Annotated in this window: 13 protein-coding genes; 8 read left to right on the top strand and 5 right to left on the bottom strand. The window is 71.2% G+C overall.

Annotated features, from left to right (window positions below; translation table 11 throughout):
* The first annotated feature begins 15 nt into the window (after nt 1-15).
* The 7 genes from ABT061_RS21960 (at nt 16) to ABT061_RS21990 (ending at nt 6277) form a co-directional block, all read left to right on the top strand.
* Nucleotides 16-639, top strand: a complete 624-nt coding sequence (locus tag ABT061_RS21960) for a DUF5941 domain-containing protein (protein ID WP_350920709.1) — start codon at nt 16-18, stop codon at nt 637-639.
* Nucleotides 640-745: 106 nt separating this feature from the next.
* A complete protein-coding gene (locus ABT061_RS21965) occupies nt 746-1480 on the top strand; it encodes a phosphocholine cytidylyltransferase family protein (protein ID WP_030907488.1) in 735 nt (244 codons plus the stop codon).
* Between the two features lie 5 nt (nt 1481-1485).
* A complete protein-coding gene (locus tag ABT061_RS21970; protein WP_350921113.1) occupies nt 1486-2526 on the top strand; it encodes an iron-containing alcohol dehydrogenase family protein in 1041 nt (346 codons plus the stop codon).
* A complete protein-coding gene (locus tag ABT061_RS21975; protein ID WP_030907483.1) occupies nt 2504-3271 on the top strand; it encodes a CDP-alcohol phosphatidyltransferase family protein in 768 nt (255 codons plus the stop codon). The genes ABT061_RS21970 and ABT061_RS21975 overlap by 23 nt, the downstream gene beginning before the upstream one ends.
* A gap of 196 nt (nt 3272-3467) precedes the next feature.
* Nucleotides 3468-4349: a glycosyltransferase family 2 protein gene (locus tag ABT061_RS21980; protein WP_350921116.1), complete on the top strand. Its 882-nt coding sequence runs from the start codon at nt 3468-3470 to the stop codon at nt 4347-4349.
* Between the two features lie 13 nt (nt 4350-4362).
* Nucleotides 4363-5238 (top strand): sugar kinase, encoded by an 876-nt coding sequence (locus tag ABT061_RS21985; protein ID WP_350920713.1) that lies wholly within the window; start codon nt 4363-4365, stop codon nt 5236-5238.
* A 106-nt stretch (nt 5239-5344) separates the two neighbouring features.
* Nucleotides 5345-6277, top strand: a complete 933-nt coding sequence (locus ABT061_RS21990) for a ribonuclease Z (protein ID WP_350920716.1) — start codon at nt 5345-5347, stop codon at nt 6275-6277.
* Nucleotides 6278-6493: 216 nt separating this feature from the next.
* Here ABT061_RS21990 and ABT061_RS21995 read toward each other — a convergent pair whose 3' ends face one another.
* From ABT061_RS21995 to ABT061_RS22015, 5 genes are all read right to left on the bottom strand, one after another.
* A complete protein-coding gene (locus ABT061_RS21995; RefSeq protein ID WP_350920719.1) occupies nt 6494-7231 on the bottom strand; it encodes an acetoacetate decarboxylase family protein in 738 nt (245 codons plus the stop codon).
* On the bottom strand, nt 7216-8316 hold the full coding sequence (locus ABT061_RS22000) for a glycosyltransferase (protein WP_350920722.1): 1101 nt from the start codon (nt 8314-8316) through the stop codon (nt 7216-7218). Before ABT061_RS22000 ends, ABT061_RS21995 begins: the two co-directional genes overlap by 16 nt.
* Nucleotides 8317-8365: 49 nt before the next feature.
* Nucleotides 8366-10285 (bottom strand): acyltransferase family protein, encoded by a 1920-nt coding sequence (locus ABT061_RS22005; RefSeq protein WP_350920725.1) that lies wholly within the window; start codon nt 10283-10285, stop codon nt 8366-8368.
* Nucleotides 10286-10704: 419 nt separating this feature from the next.
* Nucleotides 10705-12297: an LCP family protein gene (locus tag ABT061_RS22010; protein WP_350920728.1), complete on the bottom strand. Its 1593-nt coding sequence runs from the start codon at nt 12295-12297 to the stop codon at nt 10705-10707.
* 180 nt (nt 12298-12477) lie between these two features.
* Entirely contained in the window at nt 12478-13938 is a 1461-nt protein-coding gene (locus ABT061_RS22015) for a glycosyltransferase family protein (RefSeq protein ID WP_350920731.1), read from the bottom strand.
* Between the two features lie 277 nt (nt 13939-14215).
* Here ABT061_RS22015 and ABT061_RS22020 point away from each other — a divergent pair, with 277 nt between their 5' ends.
* Nucleotides 14216-16408 carry a hypothetical protein gene (locus ABT061_RS22020; RefSeq protein WP_350920734.1) on the top strand — a complete coding sequence of 731 codons (2193 nt, stop codon included), beginning with the start codon at nt 14216-14218 and terminating at the stop codon, nt 16406-16408.
* Nucleotides 16409-16421 lie beyond the last annotated feature (13 nt).

A 16421-nucleotide genomic window follows, 5' to 3' on the forward strand; every position in this document is an offset into this window, starting at 1 on the left:
AAAACGGATGTGATCATGGTTTCTGTGCATATGGCGCCGGTGCCGCGTAGTGCCGTGGTCGCCTACCGGGACGACGGGGTGCCGTCGAGGGCCATGGGCGCACTGGTCGCCGGGCAGCTGCCGCCGCTGCCGCCCGCCATCGTCGGGATGTTCGTGACCGGGGTGCTGCTGCTGGTCGGTGTGGCCGGCACCGACGGGCTGGCGGTCTTCGCCCCCGCGGTGGCGCTGCTGCTCGCCGGTCCGGGCAGCTCCCACCCGCACGACGGCCGGCTCGACTGGCTGGTGCCGCCGATCCTGCGTCTCACCGAGTACGGCTTCGTGGCCTCGGTGGGCTTCGCGCACGACGTGCCGCCGTGGCTGATCCTCATACTGCTCGGCGCGATGGCCTTCCACCACTACGACGTCGTCTACCGCCTCCGGCAGCGGGTCTACCCGCCGACCTGGCTGGCCACATCCGGCCTCGGCTGGGACGGCAGGATGCTGCTGGTCGCCCTCGGCGGCCTCGCCGGGCAGGTCACGCTGGTGTTCGTGCTGCTCTCGCTGTACCTGTGGTGCCTTTTCAGCTGGGAGAGCATCACCTGCTGGCTGGCCGCCCCGAGGTTCGGGATGGACGCGGCCGACCTCGGCGCACACGATTGAGAACACCCGGCAAACCCTCAATTACACGATCAGGGCCTGAAGGCAACTAACCTTTGGGGCCTAGGAGTGCCCGCCGGGAGGCTCTCACCCGAATGAGGAGTGCGCGTTGCTGGGAATGGTGCTGGCCGCCGGGGCCGGACGGCGTCTGCGGCCGTACACGGACACGCTGCCCAAGGCGCTCGTGCCGGTCGACGGCGACACCACGATCATGGACATCTCGCTGCGTAACCTCGCGGCGGCCGATCTCCGCGATGTCGTGGTCATCGTCGGTTACCAGGCGCAGGCCGTACACGAGCGCAAGGCCGAGCTGGAGCGGCGGCACGGCGTGAAGCTCACCCTCGTGCACAACGACAAGGCCGAGGAGTGGAACAACGCCTACTCCCTGTGGTGCGCGCGCGACTACTTCGACCAGGGCGTGCTCCTGGTCAACGGTGACACGGTGCACCCCGTCTCGGTGGAGGAGACGCTGCTCTCCGCGCCCGCGACCACCGACATCCTGCTCGCGGTCGACGACGTCAAGAAGCTCGCCGACGAGGAGATGAAGGTCACCCTCGACGGTGGCCGTCACCTGCGGCTGATCACCAAGCTGATGGATCCGGCCGAGGCCGCCGGTGAGTACATCGGCGCCACGCTCATCCGTCCCGGCATCGGTGAGCGCCTCGCCGACGCCCTGCAGGCCACCTTCGAGCGCGACCCGCAGCTCTACTACGAGGACGGTTACCAGGAGCTCGTGGCCCGCGGCGAGAAGATCGCGGTCGCCCCGATCGGCGACGTCCCGTGGGTCGAGGTAGACAACCACGACGACCTCGCCAAGGCGCGGGAGATCGCGTGCCGATACTAGCCAGGATGCTCCCGGCGCCCTTGTCCATGGAGGTGCGGCGGGGCGCGATCGCCCAGCTCGGATCGTTGCTGGCGGACAGCCGGGTGGCGACCTCCGGGCGGGTGGCGGTGGCGGTGGGGCCGGGCCAGGGAGACAGGATCACCTCGGTGATCGCTCCCTCGCTCGACGAGGCCAGGTTCTTCCGGGTCTCGGACGGATCGGTGGACGAGGCGGTCTCGCTCGGCGCCGAGCTGCGCAAGGGCGCGTACGAGGCGGTCGTGGGCATCGGCGGCGGCAAGACCATCGACGTGACCAAGTACGCCGCGTCGCTGGCCGGGATCCCGATGGTGGCGGTGGCCACCAACCTGTCGCACGACGGGATCTGCTCGCCGGTGGCCTCGCTGACGCACGACGGCGGCAAGGGCTCCTTCGGCGTGCCCATGCCGCTGGCCATCATGGTGGATCTCGATTTCGTCCACGACGCGCCCGCCTCGCTGGTCCGTTCCGGGGTCGGCGACGTGGTCAGCAACCTCTCGGCGATCGAGGACTGGCAGCTCGGCACGAGCGAGCGCGGCGAGCCGATCGACGGCCTGGCCTGCGCGATGGCCCGCACCGCGGCGGAGGCGGTGATCGGCAGGGCCGACTCGATCGAGGCCGACGCGTTCCTGACCGTGCTGGCCGAGGCGCTCATCCTGTCGGGGATGTCGATGGTGGTCGCCGGGTCTTCCCGTCCTTCGAGTGGCGGAGACCATGAGATCCTGCATGCCGTGGATCAGCTTTTTCCCGGCACCTCCAACCACGGCGAGCTCGCCGGGATAGGTGCCGCGTTCTGCTTCTTCCTCCGCGAGGACTCACGGAGGCTCAACCAGGTCGTCGACTGCCTGCGCGGGCATGAGCTGCCGGTCAGCCCCACCGACGTGGGGCTGTCCGCGGCCCAGTTCACCGAGGCGGTCATGCTGGCGCCGGCCACCCGCCCCGGTCGCTACACGATCCTTGAGCACCTGCGCCTGTCGGAGCCGGAGATTCGTGATCGGGTGGAGGATTATGTCCGGGCCGTCGGTCGCTGAGCTCCGTGCGGTGGCCCAGCCGCACTCGACCATGGAACGCAACAGCGGCGAGCACTGGGCCGGCGTGCTCTACATGCGCAAACTGTCGATCTACGTCACCTGGTTCCTCGCCAAGACGCCGATCACGCCCAACCAGACCACCTGGCTGATGATCCTCACCGGGTTGCTGGCCGGAGTGGTGCTCGCGCTGCCCGGCCTCTGGGCGGCGGTGCTGGCGGCACTGCTGGTCCAGCTCTACCTGCTGCTCGACTGCTCCGACGGCGAGTTGGCCCGCTGGACCCGGCGCACCTCCATCACCGGCGTCTACCTTGACCGGGTCGGCCACTACTTCGCCGAGGCCGCCCTGCTCATCGGGCTGGGGTTCCGGGCGTCGGAGATCCTGCCCGACTGGTACACCGTGACGGGCTTCGCCGCCGCGCTCGGCGCCATCCTGATCAAGGCGGAGACCGACCTGGTCGACGTGGCCCGCGCCCGCTCCGGGCTGGTCGCGGCGAGTGAGGCCTCGGCCGAGCACTTCCAGTCGCGCGGGCTGGGCCTGGCGCGTAAGGCCGCGGCGGCGCTGAGGTTCCACCGGATCGTGCAGGCGGTCGAGCTGTCCCTCCTCGTCGTGGTCGCGGCGATCTGGGACGCGATCAACGGAGGGCTGGCCGCGACGAGGGTGCTCGTGGTGGCCTGCGTGGTCGTCGCGGTGCTGCAGATGATCCTGCATCTGATCAGCATTCTGGCGTCCAGGCGGCTTTCATGAGGAACCGGATGGCGTCCGGGCGCGTCGTAGGTGCGAACACCTTACTGTTTGGCAGGTGTTCGCCGACGGTTCCGATACGCTTGTTTCCCGGTAACCAAGGAAGCATTGACCCTGCCAGAATTGCCCGATCCAGCAGACTCGGTGATCATGAACGTATGCTCCGTACGTGCTTTCGACGCGTCAAGGCGATGACCCGTTGAAGATCTCGTGCGTCATCCTCACCATGGGTAACCGGATCCCAGAGCTGGACCGGGCGGTCGAATCCGCGCTGAACCAGGTCGACGGCGACGTCGAGGTGGTCATCGTCGGCAACGGCACCGATGTTCCCGAGCTGTCGGCCACCGTGCCCGAGGGGTCCTCGGCCTCGATCAGAAGCGTGCGGCTGAGCCACAACGCGGGCATTCCCGCGGGCCGCAACCGTGGCGTCGAGGAGTGCACGGGCGACGTCGTCCTCTTCCTCGACGACGACGGCTGGTACGCCGACCAGGGGCTCGTCTCCCACCTGCGGGAGCGCTTCTCCACCGAGCACGACCTCGCGGTCGTCTCCTTCCGGGTGAAGGACCCCGACGGCGGCATCGGCCAGCGCCGCCACGTTCCCCGCCTGCGGGCGGGCGACCCTGAGCGGTCCTCCCCGGTCACCACCTTCCTGGGCGGCGCGTGCGCCATCCGCCGGTCGGCGTTCCTCCAGGTCGGCGGGCTTCCCGAGCGCTTCTTCTACGCCCATGAGGAGACCGACCTGGCCTGGCGGCTCCTCGGTGAGGGCTACCGCATCGAGTACGACGCCAAGACGGTCATGTACCACCCGCAGGTCCCCCCGACCAGGCACACGGACTTCTACCGGCTCAACGCCCGCAACCGGGTCTGGCTGGCCCGCCGCAACCTTCCCTGGGTGCTCGCGACGCTCTACCTGCTCAACTGGAGCGTGCTGACCCTGGTCCGCGAGCGCTCGGGGCCCGCCCTGCGCGCCTGGTTCAAGGGCTTCGGCGAGGGGCTCAGAGAACCCGCGGGGGAGCGTCGCCCGATGGGCTGGAAGACCGCCTGGCGCATGCTGCGCCTCGGCCGCCCACCGATCGTCTGAGTCCCGCTCCGGCATGGACGTCTACACTCTCGGCGAGGCCTTCGGCGTGGTCACCAGCGGCCGGATCCGCCATGAGCACGAGGCCAGGCTGGACGTCGCCGGTGCCGAGTTCAACGTCGCGATCGGGCTGTCCCGGCTCGGCCACCGGGTGAGCTGGCTGGGCAAGGTCGGCGGTGACGAGCTGGGGTCCAGGATCCTCACCGTGCTGCGCGGCGAGGGGGTGGACGTCTCCGACGTCCGGGTGGACGAGGGATCGCCGACCGGGATGCTGCTGAAGGAGTCGAGGCTCGGTCAGGCCGCCAGGGTCACCTACTACCGCACGGGCGCCAGGCTCGCCCAGGGGAACGTTCCCGTCGACCGGGTCGCGGCCTCGCGCGTCCTGCACGTCAGCGGGATCACCGCCGCGCTGAGCGCGCGCGACGCCATGCACGCCGCGGTACGGGCCGCGCGGACCGCGAGGGTCCCCGTCTCGGTGGCGATCGACTACCACGACCAGCTCTGGCCCGACCTGCGGGAGGCCGAGGAGATCCTCAGCGTGCTGGCCTGCTCGGCGGACGTGCTGTTCGTCCGGCAGAGCGAGCTCGACCTGGTCAAGCCCGCGCTCACCGGAGACCGCGAGGTCATCGTGATACGCGGCGCCCGGGGGGCGAGCGTCCGGGTCGACGGCGTCCGCCACGACGCCGCCGGCATCTCCGCGCCGGTGGTCGATCCCAACGGCTCGGGGGACGCCTTCGTCTCGGGCTATCTCAGCGCGGCGCTGGAGGGACTGCACCCGACCGACCGGCTGCGCCGCGGGTTCCTGCTCGCCGCCTTCGCCTCGTCCGGACCCAGCGACTGGCAGGGCCTCCCGACCAGAGCCGAGCTGCCCCTGCTGGAACTCGACGGCTGACTCCGTACCGGGGCCGCCGTGCCAGGCGACCCGCCGAACGGGCCGGAGCCGTTCACCCGGTCGTTATCCGGTCGCTCGCCGCCCCCGGTTAAGTGATCATTGACGTATGTCCGCACGTGAGATTGTTGTGCTCGGTTCCGCCAGTGCGGTTCCCACCCGTACCCGTAATCACAACGGCTACCTGCTGCACTGGGACGGGCACGGCCTGCTGTTCGACCCGGGGGAGGGGACGCAGCGGCAGATGATTCACGCCGGGTTCAGCGTGCACGACGTCAACTGGATCTGCCTGACCCACTTCCACGGCGACCACTGCCTCGGAGTGCCGGGAATCGTCCAGCGGATGTCACGTGACGGGGTGGCCGAGGCGAACGCGGCCTTCCCCGCCAGCGGTGCGCTCTACTGGGAGCGGCTGCGGCATGCGACGATCTTCCACGACACCATCCGGATCCGTGAACAGCCGCTCGGCGGCTCCGTGGTGGAACTCGACACCGCCGACGCGCCGTTCACCCTGACGGCCCGCCGGCTCGACCATCCGGTGGAGGCGTACGGCTATCGCCTGGTCGAGCCCGACGGCATCACCATGCTGCCTGACGAACTCGCCGCCCGAGGCGTGCACGGTCTCGCCATACGTCGGCTACGGGAGGACGGCCAGGTCACCGCTCCGGACGGCACGGTGGTGACCCTGGGCGAGTGCAGCGTGCATCGTCCCGGGCAACGGTTCGCCTTCATCATGGACACCCGCCTCTGCGACGCGGTCTTCGAGTTGGCCGACGGGGCGGATCTGCTGGTCATCGAGTCGACCTTCCTGGACGAGGACGCCGCGCTGGCCCGTGACTACGGCCATCTCACCGCCGGCCAGGCCGCCAAGGTCGCCTCCGAGGCCGGCGTCCGGCGGCTGGTCCTCACCCATTTCTCCGAGCGGTACCGCGCCGAGGACGAGCACCGCTTCGCCGACCAGGCGGCCGCCGCGTTCCGTGGCGACGTCGTCGTCGCCCACGACCTCGACCGCGTCCCGGTCCCACCCCGCAGACGGGTGTGAACGCCACCTGCCCGTTCGTCGGGCGTTGATGCTGACCAGGGAGGCTCTGTCCCAGGTCGGCGATAGCGGCCTGGGGCACATTCGGTGACCGGTGGCCAAAGGCGGTACGGCTCCGCCAGGCGCCCGCTCCGGCCTCCGTCATGGGTGCGCTAGTCGAACCACGGGCTCTCGTGGTCGCGGCAGGCCGCCGCGATCGCGGTGACCGGCCGGACCCCGCTAGGGCTCCTTGGCCTCGTTGAAGGTCATGGCCATGTGGGAGACCGTGGTCGTGGCCAGGGCTCGTCTGGGCAGGCCGAGTTCGCTCAGTTCCTTGGCGATCGGGTGGTTGCCCAGGCGGATCAGGGCGCCGCCGAGGCGGGCGCGGATGCCGCGGGGGGACATCGACCACGGGATGCGGCGGGTGACGCCATCTGAGTGGCTGTAGGCGTCGAGGGCGGTCATCATGCCGGTGCCCGGCACCGGGACGCCGGGTTTGATCAGCAGGTCCAGCACCAGGCGGCCGTCCTTACGCAGGATGCACCGCTTGTAGGGGGAGGACGTGCGCAGGTCGATGTCGGCCAGTTCCTTGGGAAAACCCCAGATCGTGCGGCCCGCCTCCAGGGTGAAGCCCTGGTCGACCGGGAGCCAGTGGACGAACGCCCCGGCGCCGGTCCTGCGTAGCTCGGACAGGTTCGCGCGCAGCCCGCCGCCGGGGGCGTGGTCCGCGCCGGGGGGCCTGGCCAGGAAGGCGATGCCGAACTCGTGGTAGAGGCCCAGGTCGCCGTCGCGGTAGTCGGCGAACATCAGCGTGCACAGGGCCTTGCGGGGCAGCACCTCGGCGACGTCGAGGTGGGAATAGGCGATCACGGCCCGTGCGGCGTCCGCCCGGACCAGGTAGGAGGCGCTGCAGACCATGGCGTCTCGGACGCGGACCGGCATGGCGATCTCGCGCCCCTGAATCAGATGGCGTGCCATGCCTCCAGTAGACCAATCTCCAGGCCGGACGTCACCGGTCTGCCCGCCCATTCCTCCAACCGCCCGACGAACGCGCCCGCGTGGTCCGGCCAGTTGTGGTGGGCCAGGGCCTCGGCGTGGCCGCGCCCGCCCATCTCCGCGGCCCCGGTGGGATCGTCCCGCAGCGTCAGCACCGCGCGCACCGCCGCCCCGACGTCGCCGAAGGGGACGACGACCCCGCAGCCGGTCCGCTCGACCAGGGCGGCGACGGTGGGCAGCGGCGTGGTGACCACGGGGACGCCCCGGGACATGTAGTCGATGATCTTGGCCGGTACGGGCCGGTGGCCGGGCGCGTCGTGCGGGAGCGACAGCCCGGCGATCGCCCCCTCGGCCATCCGCAGCGCGTGCCGGTTGGGCACATAGCCGTACCAGTCGAGCAGGCCCTCCCGCTGCGCGTCCCGGAGCAGCGGCCTGACCTCGGCGTCGGCGGCGCCGATCAGGTCGAGCCTGATCCCGTGGGGGAGCAGCCGCCTGGCCGTCTCGATCAGCTCGGCCACGCCTCCGGCCTCGGAGAGGTGACCGATGTGGACCACCCGGTCGCGGCCGGGCCGCGCGGGCGGGTTCTCGGGTACGCAGGCGGTGTTGGGGACGACCGGGTGGGGCAGGGAGAAGCGGTCCCGGTAGGAGTCGTCGGCCAGGATCAGGCGCAGCCGGTGTTCCGCTCGGGCCTCGATCCGGCGTACCAGCGAGGGCAGGGCCCGGTGCCCGGGTGTGGCACCGGCCTCACCGCGTACGTCCCAGACGGTGGTGGGGCGGCGCCTGGGCAGGCGGGAGAGCAGCTCCGGGTCGTACACGATCAGCAGGTCGGCGCCCTCGACCCCGCGGCTGAGAGCTCCCCTGGCGGCCTTCAGCGCGCGCCTGCGGCGGTTGCCGATCGCCCGGGGCACGTCGATCGCCCGGATCCGCGGATCCGGAGTGACGTTGCAGTCGGTGAAGGGGGCGACGTAGGTGATGTCGTGCCCGGCGTCGAGAAGCGCCCGGATCTGCCGATGCGCGATCCGGGCGTCTTCTGGATGATGAACGATTGTCGCGACGCATACCCGCATATGCCGATGCTGGGTGGCTGTTCCGTCAGCACCGGATGTGTTGAGTTAATTACCGGGGAACTGCCGCTGAACTCTCCTTGGCGGCGGGCGCGGCCTCGGTGGTGGGCGTGGCCTTGGCGGCGGGGGCCGAGGACGGTCGCCGGTAGAGCCATACCAGCCTGGGTTCGAGCAGCCACTTGAAGAGTTTGCGGGTCTCCGGCAGGCAGAGCACGATGGCCAGGGCCAGCGAACTCGACGCGATCGCCGCCACGCCCAGCGGGCCGTACAGCCAGGGGAAGCTCAGCCAGCCCTGGTCCTTGGCGATGACCACCACGACGCCGTGGAGCAGGTAGGCGTACAGGGTGCGGGTGCCGAGGTCGGAGAACCAGGTCTCGCGGCGGGGTACCAGCGCGAGCACCGCGGCCGTCATGATCAGCGCCGCGACCAGCACGGCGGCGCGCACGCCGAAGCCCATCCACCAGGACATGTCCATGGCCTTGAAGCTGTAGCGGAAGTAGATCGGGGCGCGCGGGACGTGCGGCGCGATGAGGATCGCCACCCCGGCGGCCCCGACCAGGACGACCGCGGAGGTGATCTTGACCCAGGTGGGCTTGAGCAGGTCGAAGTGCTCGGGCTTGAGCAGCAGGCCGAGCACGTAGAACGGCAGCAGGCCGAAGAAGCGGTCGATGCTGAAGTCACCGGAGATCTCGGAGAAGCCCGCCGCCATGTAGATGACCACCGCGACCAGCAGCGGTTGCCGCATCCGGGTCCAGATGGGTGTGGAGATCCGCCAGAGGACCAGGGCCACCAGATACCAGTTCAGCCAGGCCGGATCAATTATCGTCAGCGTCCACTTCTGGCCAAGCCCGTAGCGGAGCAGCGCGTAGCCGATCTCCACGACCACGTACGGGATCAGCAGTGTGTCGACCAGCTTGTTGATCTTCGCGTTGGAGTGCCAGAAGTTGCGGCCCAGGTAGCCGCTGATCAGCACGAACGCCGGCATGTGGAACATGTAGATGAACAGGTACGCCGCGCTCGCCGAGTCCGCCTTCAGGGTGGGAACCAGCGAGTGGCCCATCACCACCAGGGCGATCAGGACGAACTTCACATTGTCGAGATACGGCTCGCGCTTCTTCTTGGCAGGGGGAGCCGCGGGCTCCTCCTCGACCTGCGACTCGCGCTCCCGCTCCGCCCGCAGCTCCTGCTCGGCCTGCGGGCCCTGGTTCCAGAACGAGGATTCGCTCTCCCGGTGGTTGTTCTCCCAGTAGGAGAAGGGGCGCTCGCTGCCCGCGGGCGGCGCCTGCCGGGGGGGCGTGGCGGTCTGCGGGTGCCCGGCGCCCGGGAACATCCCGGGACTCGCGGGCTGCCCGGGAGCCTGAGGCGATCCCGCGCCGGGCACCTGGCCGGGTGCCTGGGGTTGGGGGGCGACGTAGGGGTGCGTGCCCGTCTGCGGCTGCGACACGGGCGGCGGGGCCCAGTCAGGCCGGGGGAGGGGCACCTGGGGGGCGCCCTGTGGGGAGGAGGCTTCCCGCACCCAGGACGGCTCCTGGGCCCACACCGCGCTCTCCTGGGCCCACCCGGTGCTCTCCTGAGCCCAGGTGGTGCTCTCCTGCGTCCAGGACGGGCCGTCCTGGGTCCACGGCTGGGGCGTCTCGCGGGCCCAGGTGGACTCCTGGGGCACCGGTTCGGGCTCCAGGGGCTTGGACAGGTCGAGCGGGTCGCCGGGGTAGGGCTCCCGATATGCCGGGTAACCGCCCCACTCGGTGACCTCGCCGGGGCTCTCCTCCTCCCGGGCGTTCCGGGTTTCGTGCCGGGACGGACGGCCGGCGGCCGGGCCACCGCCCGGCGGCTCCGGCCACGTGGGCTGGTGCCCGCCGGGCGGCTGCGCCTGGCCGGGCGTCGGCCACGGGGCGGGCTTCCGGCCCTGTCCGCCGTCGGAACCGCCGTCGTCCTGGGGGGCCGGCACCTGGAAGGATCGGATGTCGCTCACGAGGGGAAGGCTCAGCTATCTGTCGGAGACCGGGGAGTAGTCGGGCAGACTGGCGGGGGCACCCGGGGCGGGCCGGGTGATCGTTCGCCTCACCGCCCCGACCACCCTAAACCGACTGTGAGCCCGCTGTCGCACACGCGCACTCTGATTAGGGAGGTTCTCGGGTAATCGTGACTGTCCAAAATCCGGGAACGGCGGGTGCTCGCCGTTTTCCCGGGCGGTGGCGCTCCGTTGCCCGGTGTTGGATGTCCGGTTCGCCGGGCTGCGCCGTGACCCCCGGTCGTCCGGACGCCGTGGCCTCGCCGCTCGGCCCGGCCACGATGCCCGGCCACGATGCCCGGTCACGAGAGCCGGCCGTGGCGTCCGGGCACGGTGCTCCGTCCGGACATCCTCGCCCGGCCGCGTGCCGGGCGAGGATGTCAGGTGCAGGGGTTGGTCTTGCTGTCGACGACCTTGTCCGTGAGGGCGTCCGGGATCTTGGGAAGGACCCGGACCCCCGGCCAGTCGGCGCCGATGATCAGCTGGATGACCGGTCCGGTCGGGGCCTTGGCGTCGGGGGTGGGTTTGGGGGCCGTGGGCGGCGTGTACTTTTCGGTGGTGACCGGCTTGACCTTGCCCGCGGCCGGGGTGCGCTTGTCGCCGGAGAGCCTGGCGGCCACCGCGTCGCCGTAGGCGGGGCCGTCCTCGGTGTCCTTCTTGGCGTAGCGCACCGTGGTGGTGGACACGTTGCCGGTCGCCGGGCGGGCGTTGCCGACGTGGGTGATCACGAACCCCTGCTCCGCCAGCTCGTCGGCCACCTGCTTGGCCCGGCCCGGGGTGTCCGTGCCGTTGAACACCTGGAGCCTGACCTGCTCGCGGTTGACGGTCTTGACCTTGGTGTCGGGGGGCGGGGTGACCTCGGTGTCGTTCTTGATCGCGGCGAAGAGCTGGTTCGCGTACGGCTGCACCCAGGCGACCCGGTTCTTGTCGTCCGGGTGCGGGCCCCACGGGACGGTGATCAGCTTGACGCCGCTCGCGGTCAGCTTCTGGGCGCTCTGCCCGATCTCCAGCAGGGTGCCACTGTCCTTCGCGAGGTCCTCGTCCATCCGGACGGACTGGGCGGCGACCTTGATGAAGTTCCGCAGTTTGAAGGGGTCGGTCAGCAGCTCGCTGCTGGTGGCCTTCTTCACCACCTGGCTGAGGAAGACCTGCTGGCGCTTGATCCGGCCGATGTCGCTGCCGTCGCCGTAGTTGCGCAGCCGGACGTAGCCCAGCGCCTTCTCGCCCGCCAGCAGGTGCCAGCCGGCTGGGAGGGTGAGCTTGGACTTCTTGTCGTCGACCGGCTTGGTCAGGCAGATCCGGACACCGCCGAGGGCGTTCACGATGTTCTTGAAACCGGTGAAGTCGACCTCGACGAAGTGGTCGATCCGGATGTCGGTGAGCGACTCGATGGTGGAGATCGTGCAGGTGATGCCGCCCTCGTTGTAGGCGGCATTGATCATTTCGGTGCGGGCCGCCACCGGCGCGCCTGTTTCCGACGTACAGGCGGGCATGGCGACCACCGAGTCGCGGGGGAAGCTGACGAACGTCGCCTTGTCGCGGTCGGGCGCGATGTGCATGAGGATGATCGTGTCGGTGCGCTTGCCGTCGTGGGCCATCTTCTGGCCGTACTTCAGGTTGTCGCCCTCGCGGGTGTCGGAGCCCACGATCAGCACGTTGAGCGCGCCTTTGACAGCGGCCGGCCGGTTGTTGCCCAGCTTGCCGGTGAGGCTGAGCGTCTCGACCTCGCCGAGCGTGTCCCGGTAGACCTTGTAGCCGCCCAGGGTGCTGAGTACCAGCAGGCCGGTCGCCGCGATGCCGGACCAGGCGCCGATGCCGAGCCGCCTCTGCTTGCGGCCCCTGCCCTTCGGCGGACCCTCCTTCGGCTGTGGTGGAGGGGCCGCCGGAGGATGCTCAGGGGGAGGGCCCTCCCCGCCCGCGCGCCGGGCCCCTCTGCGGCCGTGGGAGGCGGGTGCCGTCCGCTGGTCTCTCACGGAAGCCTGCCGGTGGTCGCTCATCCGATTCCCCTGCTTGGCGGCATCGTCCGGTTCTCGCGCAGCTCGCTCATCGCGCCCAGAGAGTAGATCACGAGGGGCGCGCCAGGAGACGTGATGATGCGAACTTGGCCAAGACCGCCCCCTGCCAGCGCCGTGATGATCCGGCGGCCAGCATACTCAAATGCGGACATTTAGTGGAATGTTACTGAAATTAGGTTTACGCACGGCCAGTGCCGCCGCGAGGCAGGCGGCGGGTACGGCCGGCAGGACGTACCGGTAGTCGAACTCCGCCACCGCGGGCGGCATCGCGAGCAGCACCACCGCCACCGACCAGGGCAGCACCCACGCCGTGGTGTCCGGGCGGAACCGCCGGACGCACGCCGCCGCGGGCGGCAGCAGCAGGATCACCAGCACCGCCGCGCCGGGCAGTCCGGCGACTCCCTGGTAGGCACGGATCCAGCCCGCGTACGGTTCGACGATCCGGGTGGTGATCGGACCACGCTGGTAGCGCTCCGCGGCCTGGGCGCCCACGGTCGCCGGGTAGCGTCCGGGCGGCGCGGGCGGCGTCGCGGGGAACAGGTAGTAGTCGTAGATCTCCTGATCCGGGTAGACCGGGCGGTCCACCGTGAACGAGCGGGCCAGCTCCGAGGCGACCGAGCCCAGGTAGTCCAGCGGCTGGCTCCGGATCGCCAGCGACGCGAACCGTCCGGCCAGCGCGTCGTTCCCGCGGCTGAAGGTGATGCCGGGCAGCTTGACCAGCGGTGAGTCCTGCGCCCAGACGTACTCCTGCGCGGGCGGGCGCAGGGCGGGCGGGCGGGGGTCGCAGAGCACCGCCAGGTCCGGTGGCGGGCGCATCACGTCGCAGTCGGCGAAGGTCATCGTCTTGGCGTAGAGGAAGACCCCGTTCGCGCCCACGATGCCGATCCGCTGGTACGTCGCGTAGAACCAGGCCCCGTACCCGAGGATCGGCACCGTGGCGGCGGCGATCATCACCCCCGCCGCGGCCACCCGGCCCCGCTGCTTGAAGATCAGCCAGCCCGCGAAGAGCGCGACCAGCGGCAGCCCGACGGTTCTGGTCAGTGTGGCCGCCGCGAGCAGCAGCCCGATCCCGCACGCGGTACGCCATCCGACGGATCGGCGCACGGCCAGGCAGACCGCGGAGAGGACCAGGACCGTGAACAGGGTGTCGGAGACCAGCAGATGTTCCAGCTCGATCTGATAGGCGTCCAGCAGGGAGGGGGCGGACGCGAGCGTCGCGGCCCAGGTGGGCGCTCCCAGCCGCCGCGCGGTGAGGTAGACCAGCACGCCGGCCCCCAGCCCCAGCAGGTGCTGGGCCAGCGCGACGAAGGCGAAGTCGTGGAACGGTTCGAGCAGTCGCAGGAACATCGGGTATCCGGCCGGGCGGACCAGGTCGGGCCGGGGCTTCAACGCGGTGACGACGTAGGTGTAGGAGTCGGGGAACCAGAGCGCGGGCCGGTAGCCGAGCATGGCGATCACCCGCAGCGCGGCCCCCACGCCCAGCACGAGCAGGAACCAGCGGTGCTCGGAGAACCGGCGGCGGTCTGGGAACCGCCGCCGGCCGGGGAGCCGGTGACGTTTCGGGAACCCGCGAGGGGCGGGGGAGCCGCCGTCGCTCATGCGGTGGTCACGAATCCCGGCCGGGTTCCGGTCGCGGCCCCGCCGGGGCCGCCGCGCGAGATCGCGGGTCGCCGAATCCGGCCGACACGCATGGTCACCGTCCCCAGGGACCGGTGATGCCGCAGCCCCGCCCACCCGACCACTCTTCCCCCTTCTGACGCGCTGCGCGTACGCTACCGGCTTCCGCGCCAGGTGGGACGCCGGGCGGCACGGCACCGCCGTCCCGCGTGCCCGTGCCCGGCACGGGTCTCGGTTGCCAGTACGCTCGGGTCGTGTCATGACCACCGGCTGGCTGGATCGTACGCGCAGGCCCTCGGCGGGCCCCTCGGCGGGCAAGGTGCTCGCCGTGGTCTCGGTCGTGCCCGCGCTCGTCCTGGCGGGCTGGCTGCTGGCCGGGCTGCCGCTGCTGCTGCTCGGCTGGTTCCGGCCGCTCGCCGCGGTCCCGCTGGGCCTGCTGGCCGCCGCGCTGCTCTGCCGGTACGGTCTGCGACGCCTGCCGGAGACCATCCCGGCGACAGCGTGGCAGGTCACCGGGGTGATCGCGGTCGCACTGGCCTCGGGAGTCTTCAACGGCCTGTTCCGCAGCGAGCAGCTGATCGTCCGACGCGACCCCGCCACCTACGCGCAGTACGGCATCTGGCTGGCCAGGCACGGCTCGCTGCCCGTGCCCTTCCAGGAGCAGGCCTTCGGCGGCCTCGACCCGGCGCTCCACTTCGACAGCGTGGGCTTCTACGGCTTCGACGGCGCGGTCGTGCCGCAGTTCATGCCGGGGGCGCCGATGCTCCACGCGGTGGGCGCCTGGCTCGGTGACGTCGCCGGGCTGCTGCTGGTGCCGCCGGTGCTGGGGGCGGCGGCGGTGCTGGTGCTCGCCGGGGTCGTCGCCCGGCTCGTCGGGGCCCGCTGGGCGCCTCTCGCCGCCCTGGTCTTCGCCGTCAGCCTGCCGATCCTCTACACCTCGCGGACCACCTTCAGCGAGATCCCGTCCCTGATCCTGCTCTTCGGCGGCCTCGCCCTGCTGTACGACGCCGAGGCCAGGCTCCGCTCCGGTGTCACCGCCTCCCCGCCACCCGAGCCCCCGGGCGGTTCCGGCGCCTCCGGTGCCGGCCATCGGCCGCCCGATCCCTCAGACACCGGCCCGGCGGCGATCCGCTCCGCGCGGACCGGGGCCGCCCTGGCGGGGCTGGTGTTCGGGCTGGCCGTCATGGTCAGGATCGACGGGCTGCGCGACGTGCTTCCCGTGCTCGCCTACGCCGGGCTGCTCATCGCCGTCCGCCGGGCCGGGAACCGTGACGGAGGACGGCTGGGCGTGCCGCTGCTCGGCGGGCTGGCGGTGGGGGCCGGGCTGGGCTTCGCCGCCGCCTATCTGCTCTCCCGCCCCTACCTGAAATACCTGTCGGGCTCGCTCATCCCGCTGCTGGCCATCTGCGGCGTGGTCGTGGTGCTCACCGTCGCGATGGCGGCGCTCGCTCCCCGGCTCGCGGCGCCGCTGCGGCGTGCCGCCCGGATGCCGAGGCTGCCCGAGATCGCCGGCGGCCTGGTCGTGCTGGTCGGGGCGGCCTTCGCGGCCCGGCCCTGGTTGCAGACCGTGATCCGGCCACCCGCCACCACCGAGGACCGGCTGACCGCCGACTTCATCGTCGGGGTCCAGCGGGTCAACGGCCTGCCGATCGACGGCTCCCGGCTCTACTACGAGAACTCGGCGTACTGGGTGATCTGGTACGTCGGGCTTCCCGCGGTGCTCCTGGCCACCCTCGCCGCGGCGCTGCTCGCGCGCAGGCTGGTGCGGGGGACGGCTCCGGAGTGGCTGCTGCCACTGGCCGTCATCGCCTGGACCACGGTCACCACGCTCTACCGCCCCGGGATCACTCCCGACCAGCCGTGGGCCGCCCGGCGGCTGGTCCCCGTCGTCATCCCCGGCCTGATCCTGCTGGCCGTCTGGGGCCTCGGCTGGGTGCGGGACCGGGTGCGCGGGTTCGGGTACCGCCCGCCTGTCCGAAGGGGTCTCGCCACCGTCGGCGCGGTCCTCCTCCTCGTCCCCGTGGCGTTCGTCTCGGCGGGGACCGCCTTCGACCCGATCGAGCGCGGCGAGCGCGCCGCGGTCGAGGCGCTGTGCGCGGCCCTGCCCGCGCGCGCCTCGGTGCTCGTCGTCGAGCGCGTCACCGCCGCCCGCTTCACCCAGCTCGTCCGGAGCAGCTGCGGCCTGCCCGCCGCCCGGGTCACTCTCTACCGCACCAACGTTCCTCGGACGAGCGACGTCAGACGGCTGGTCAGCCGGATCCGCGCGGCCGGTCGCGTCCCGGTCCTGCTGGCCGCCGAGGCCCGCCAGGTCTCCGGGTACGGCACCCCCGTCCACATCATGAACCTCCGCACCCGCCAGGACGAGCGCTCCCTCGTCGACCCCCCCAACGGCACCTGGTCCCTGGCCGCCGACGTCTGGATGACGGTTCCTCGTGAGGATCCGAGAACCTGAGAAAAGCGATCAT

Origin of the sequence: Streptosporangium sp. NPDC002544 (assembly GCF_040295965.1) — a bacterium.
Classification (GTDB): Bacteria; Actinomycetota; Actinomycetes; order Streptosporangiales; family Streptosporangiaceae; genus Streptosporangium.

Bases quoted from the DNA above. Each gene is read 5' to 3' on its own strand.
- ABT061_RS21975 (WP_030907483.1), top strand. From the start codon at position 2,504: ATGTCCGGGCCGTCGGTCGCTGAGCTCCGTGCGGTGGCCCAGCCGCAC.
- ABT061_RS22000 (WP_350920722.1), bottom strand. From the start codon at position 8,316: ATGCGGGTATGCGTCGCGACAATCGTTCATCATCCAGAAGACGCCCGG.
- ABT061_RS22015 (WP_350920731.1), bottom strand. From the start codon at position 13,938: ATGAGCGACGGCGGCTCCCCCGCCCCTCGCGGGTTCCCGAAACGTCAC.
- ABT061_RS21970 (WP_350921113.1), top strand. From the start codon at position 1,486: ATGCTCCCGGCGCCCTTGTCCATGGAGGTGCGGCGGGGCGCGATCGCC.
- ABT061_RS21985 (WP_350920713.1), top strand. From the start codon at position 4,363: ATGGACGTCTACACTCTCGGCGAGGCCTTCGGCGTGGTCACCAGCGGC.
- ABT061_RS22020 (WP_350920734.1), top strand. From the start codon at position 14,216: ATGACCACCGGCTGGCTGGATCGTACGCGCAGGCCCTCGGCGGGCCCC.
- ABT061_RS21995 (WP_350920719.1), bottom strand. From the start codon at position 7,231: ATGGCACGCCATCTGATTCAGGGGCGCGAGATCGCCATGCCGGTCCGC.
- ABT061_RS21960 (WP_350920709.1), top strand. From the start codon at position 16: ATGGTTTCTGTGCATATGGCGCCGGTGCCGCGTAGTGCCGTGGTCGCC.
- ABT061_RS21990 (WP_350920716.1), top strand. From the start codon at position 5,345: ATGTCCGCACGTGAGATTGTTGTGCTCGGTTCCGCCAGTGCGGTTCCC.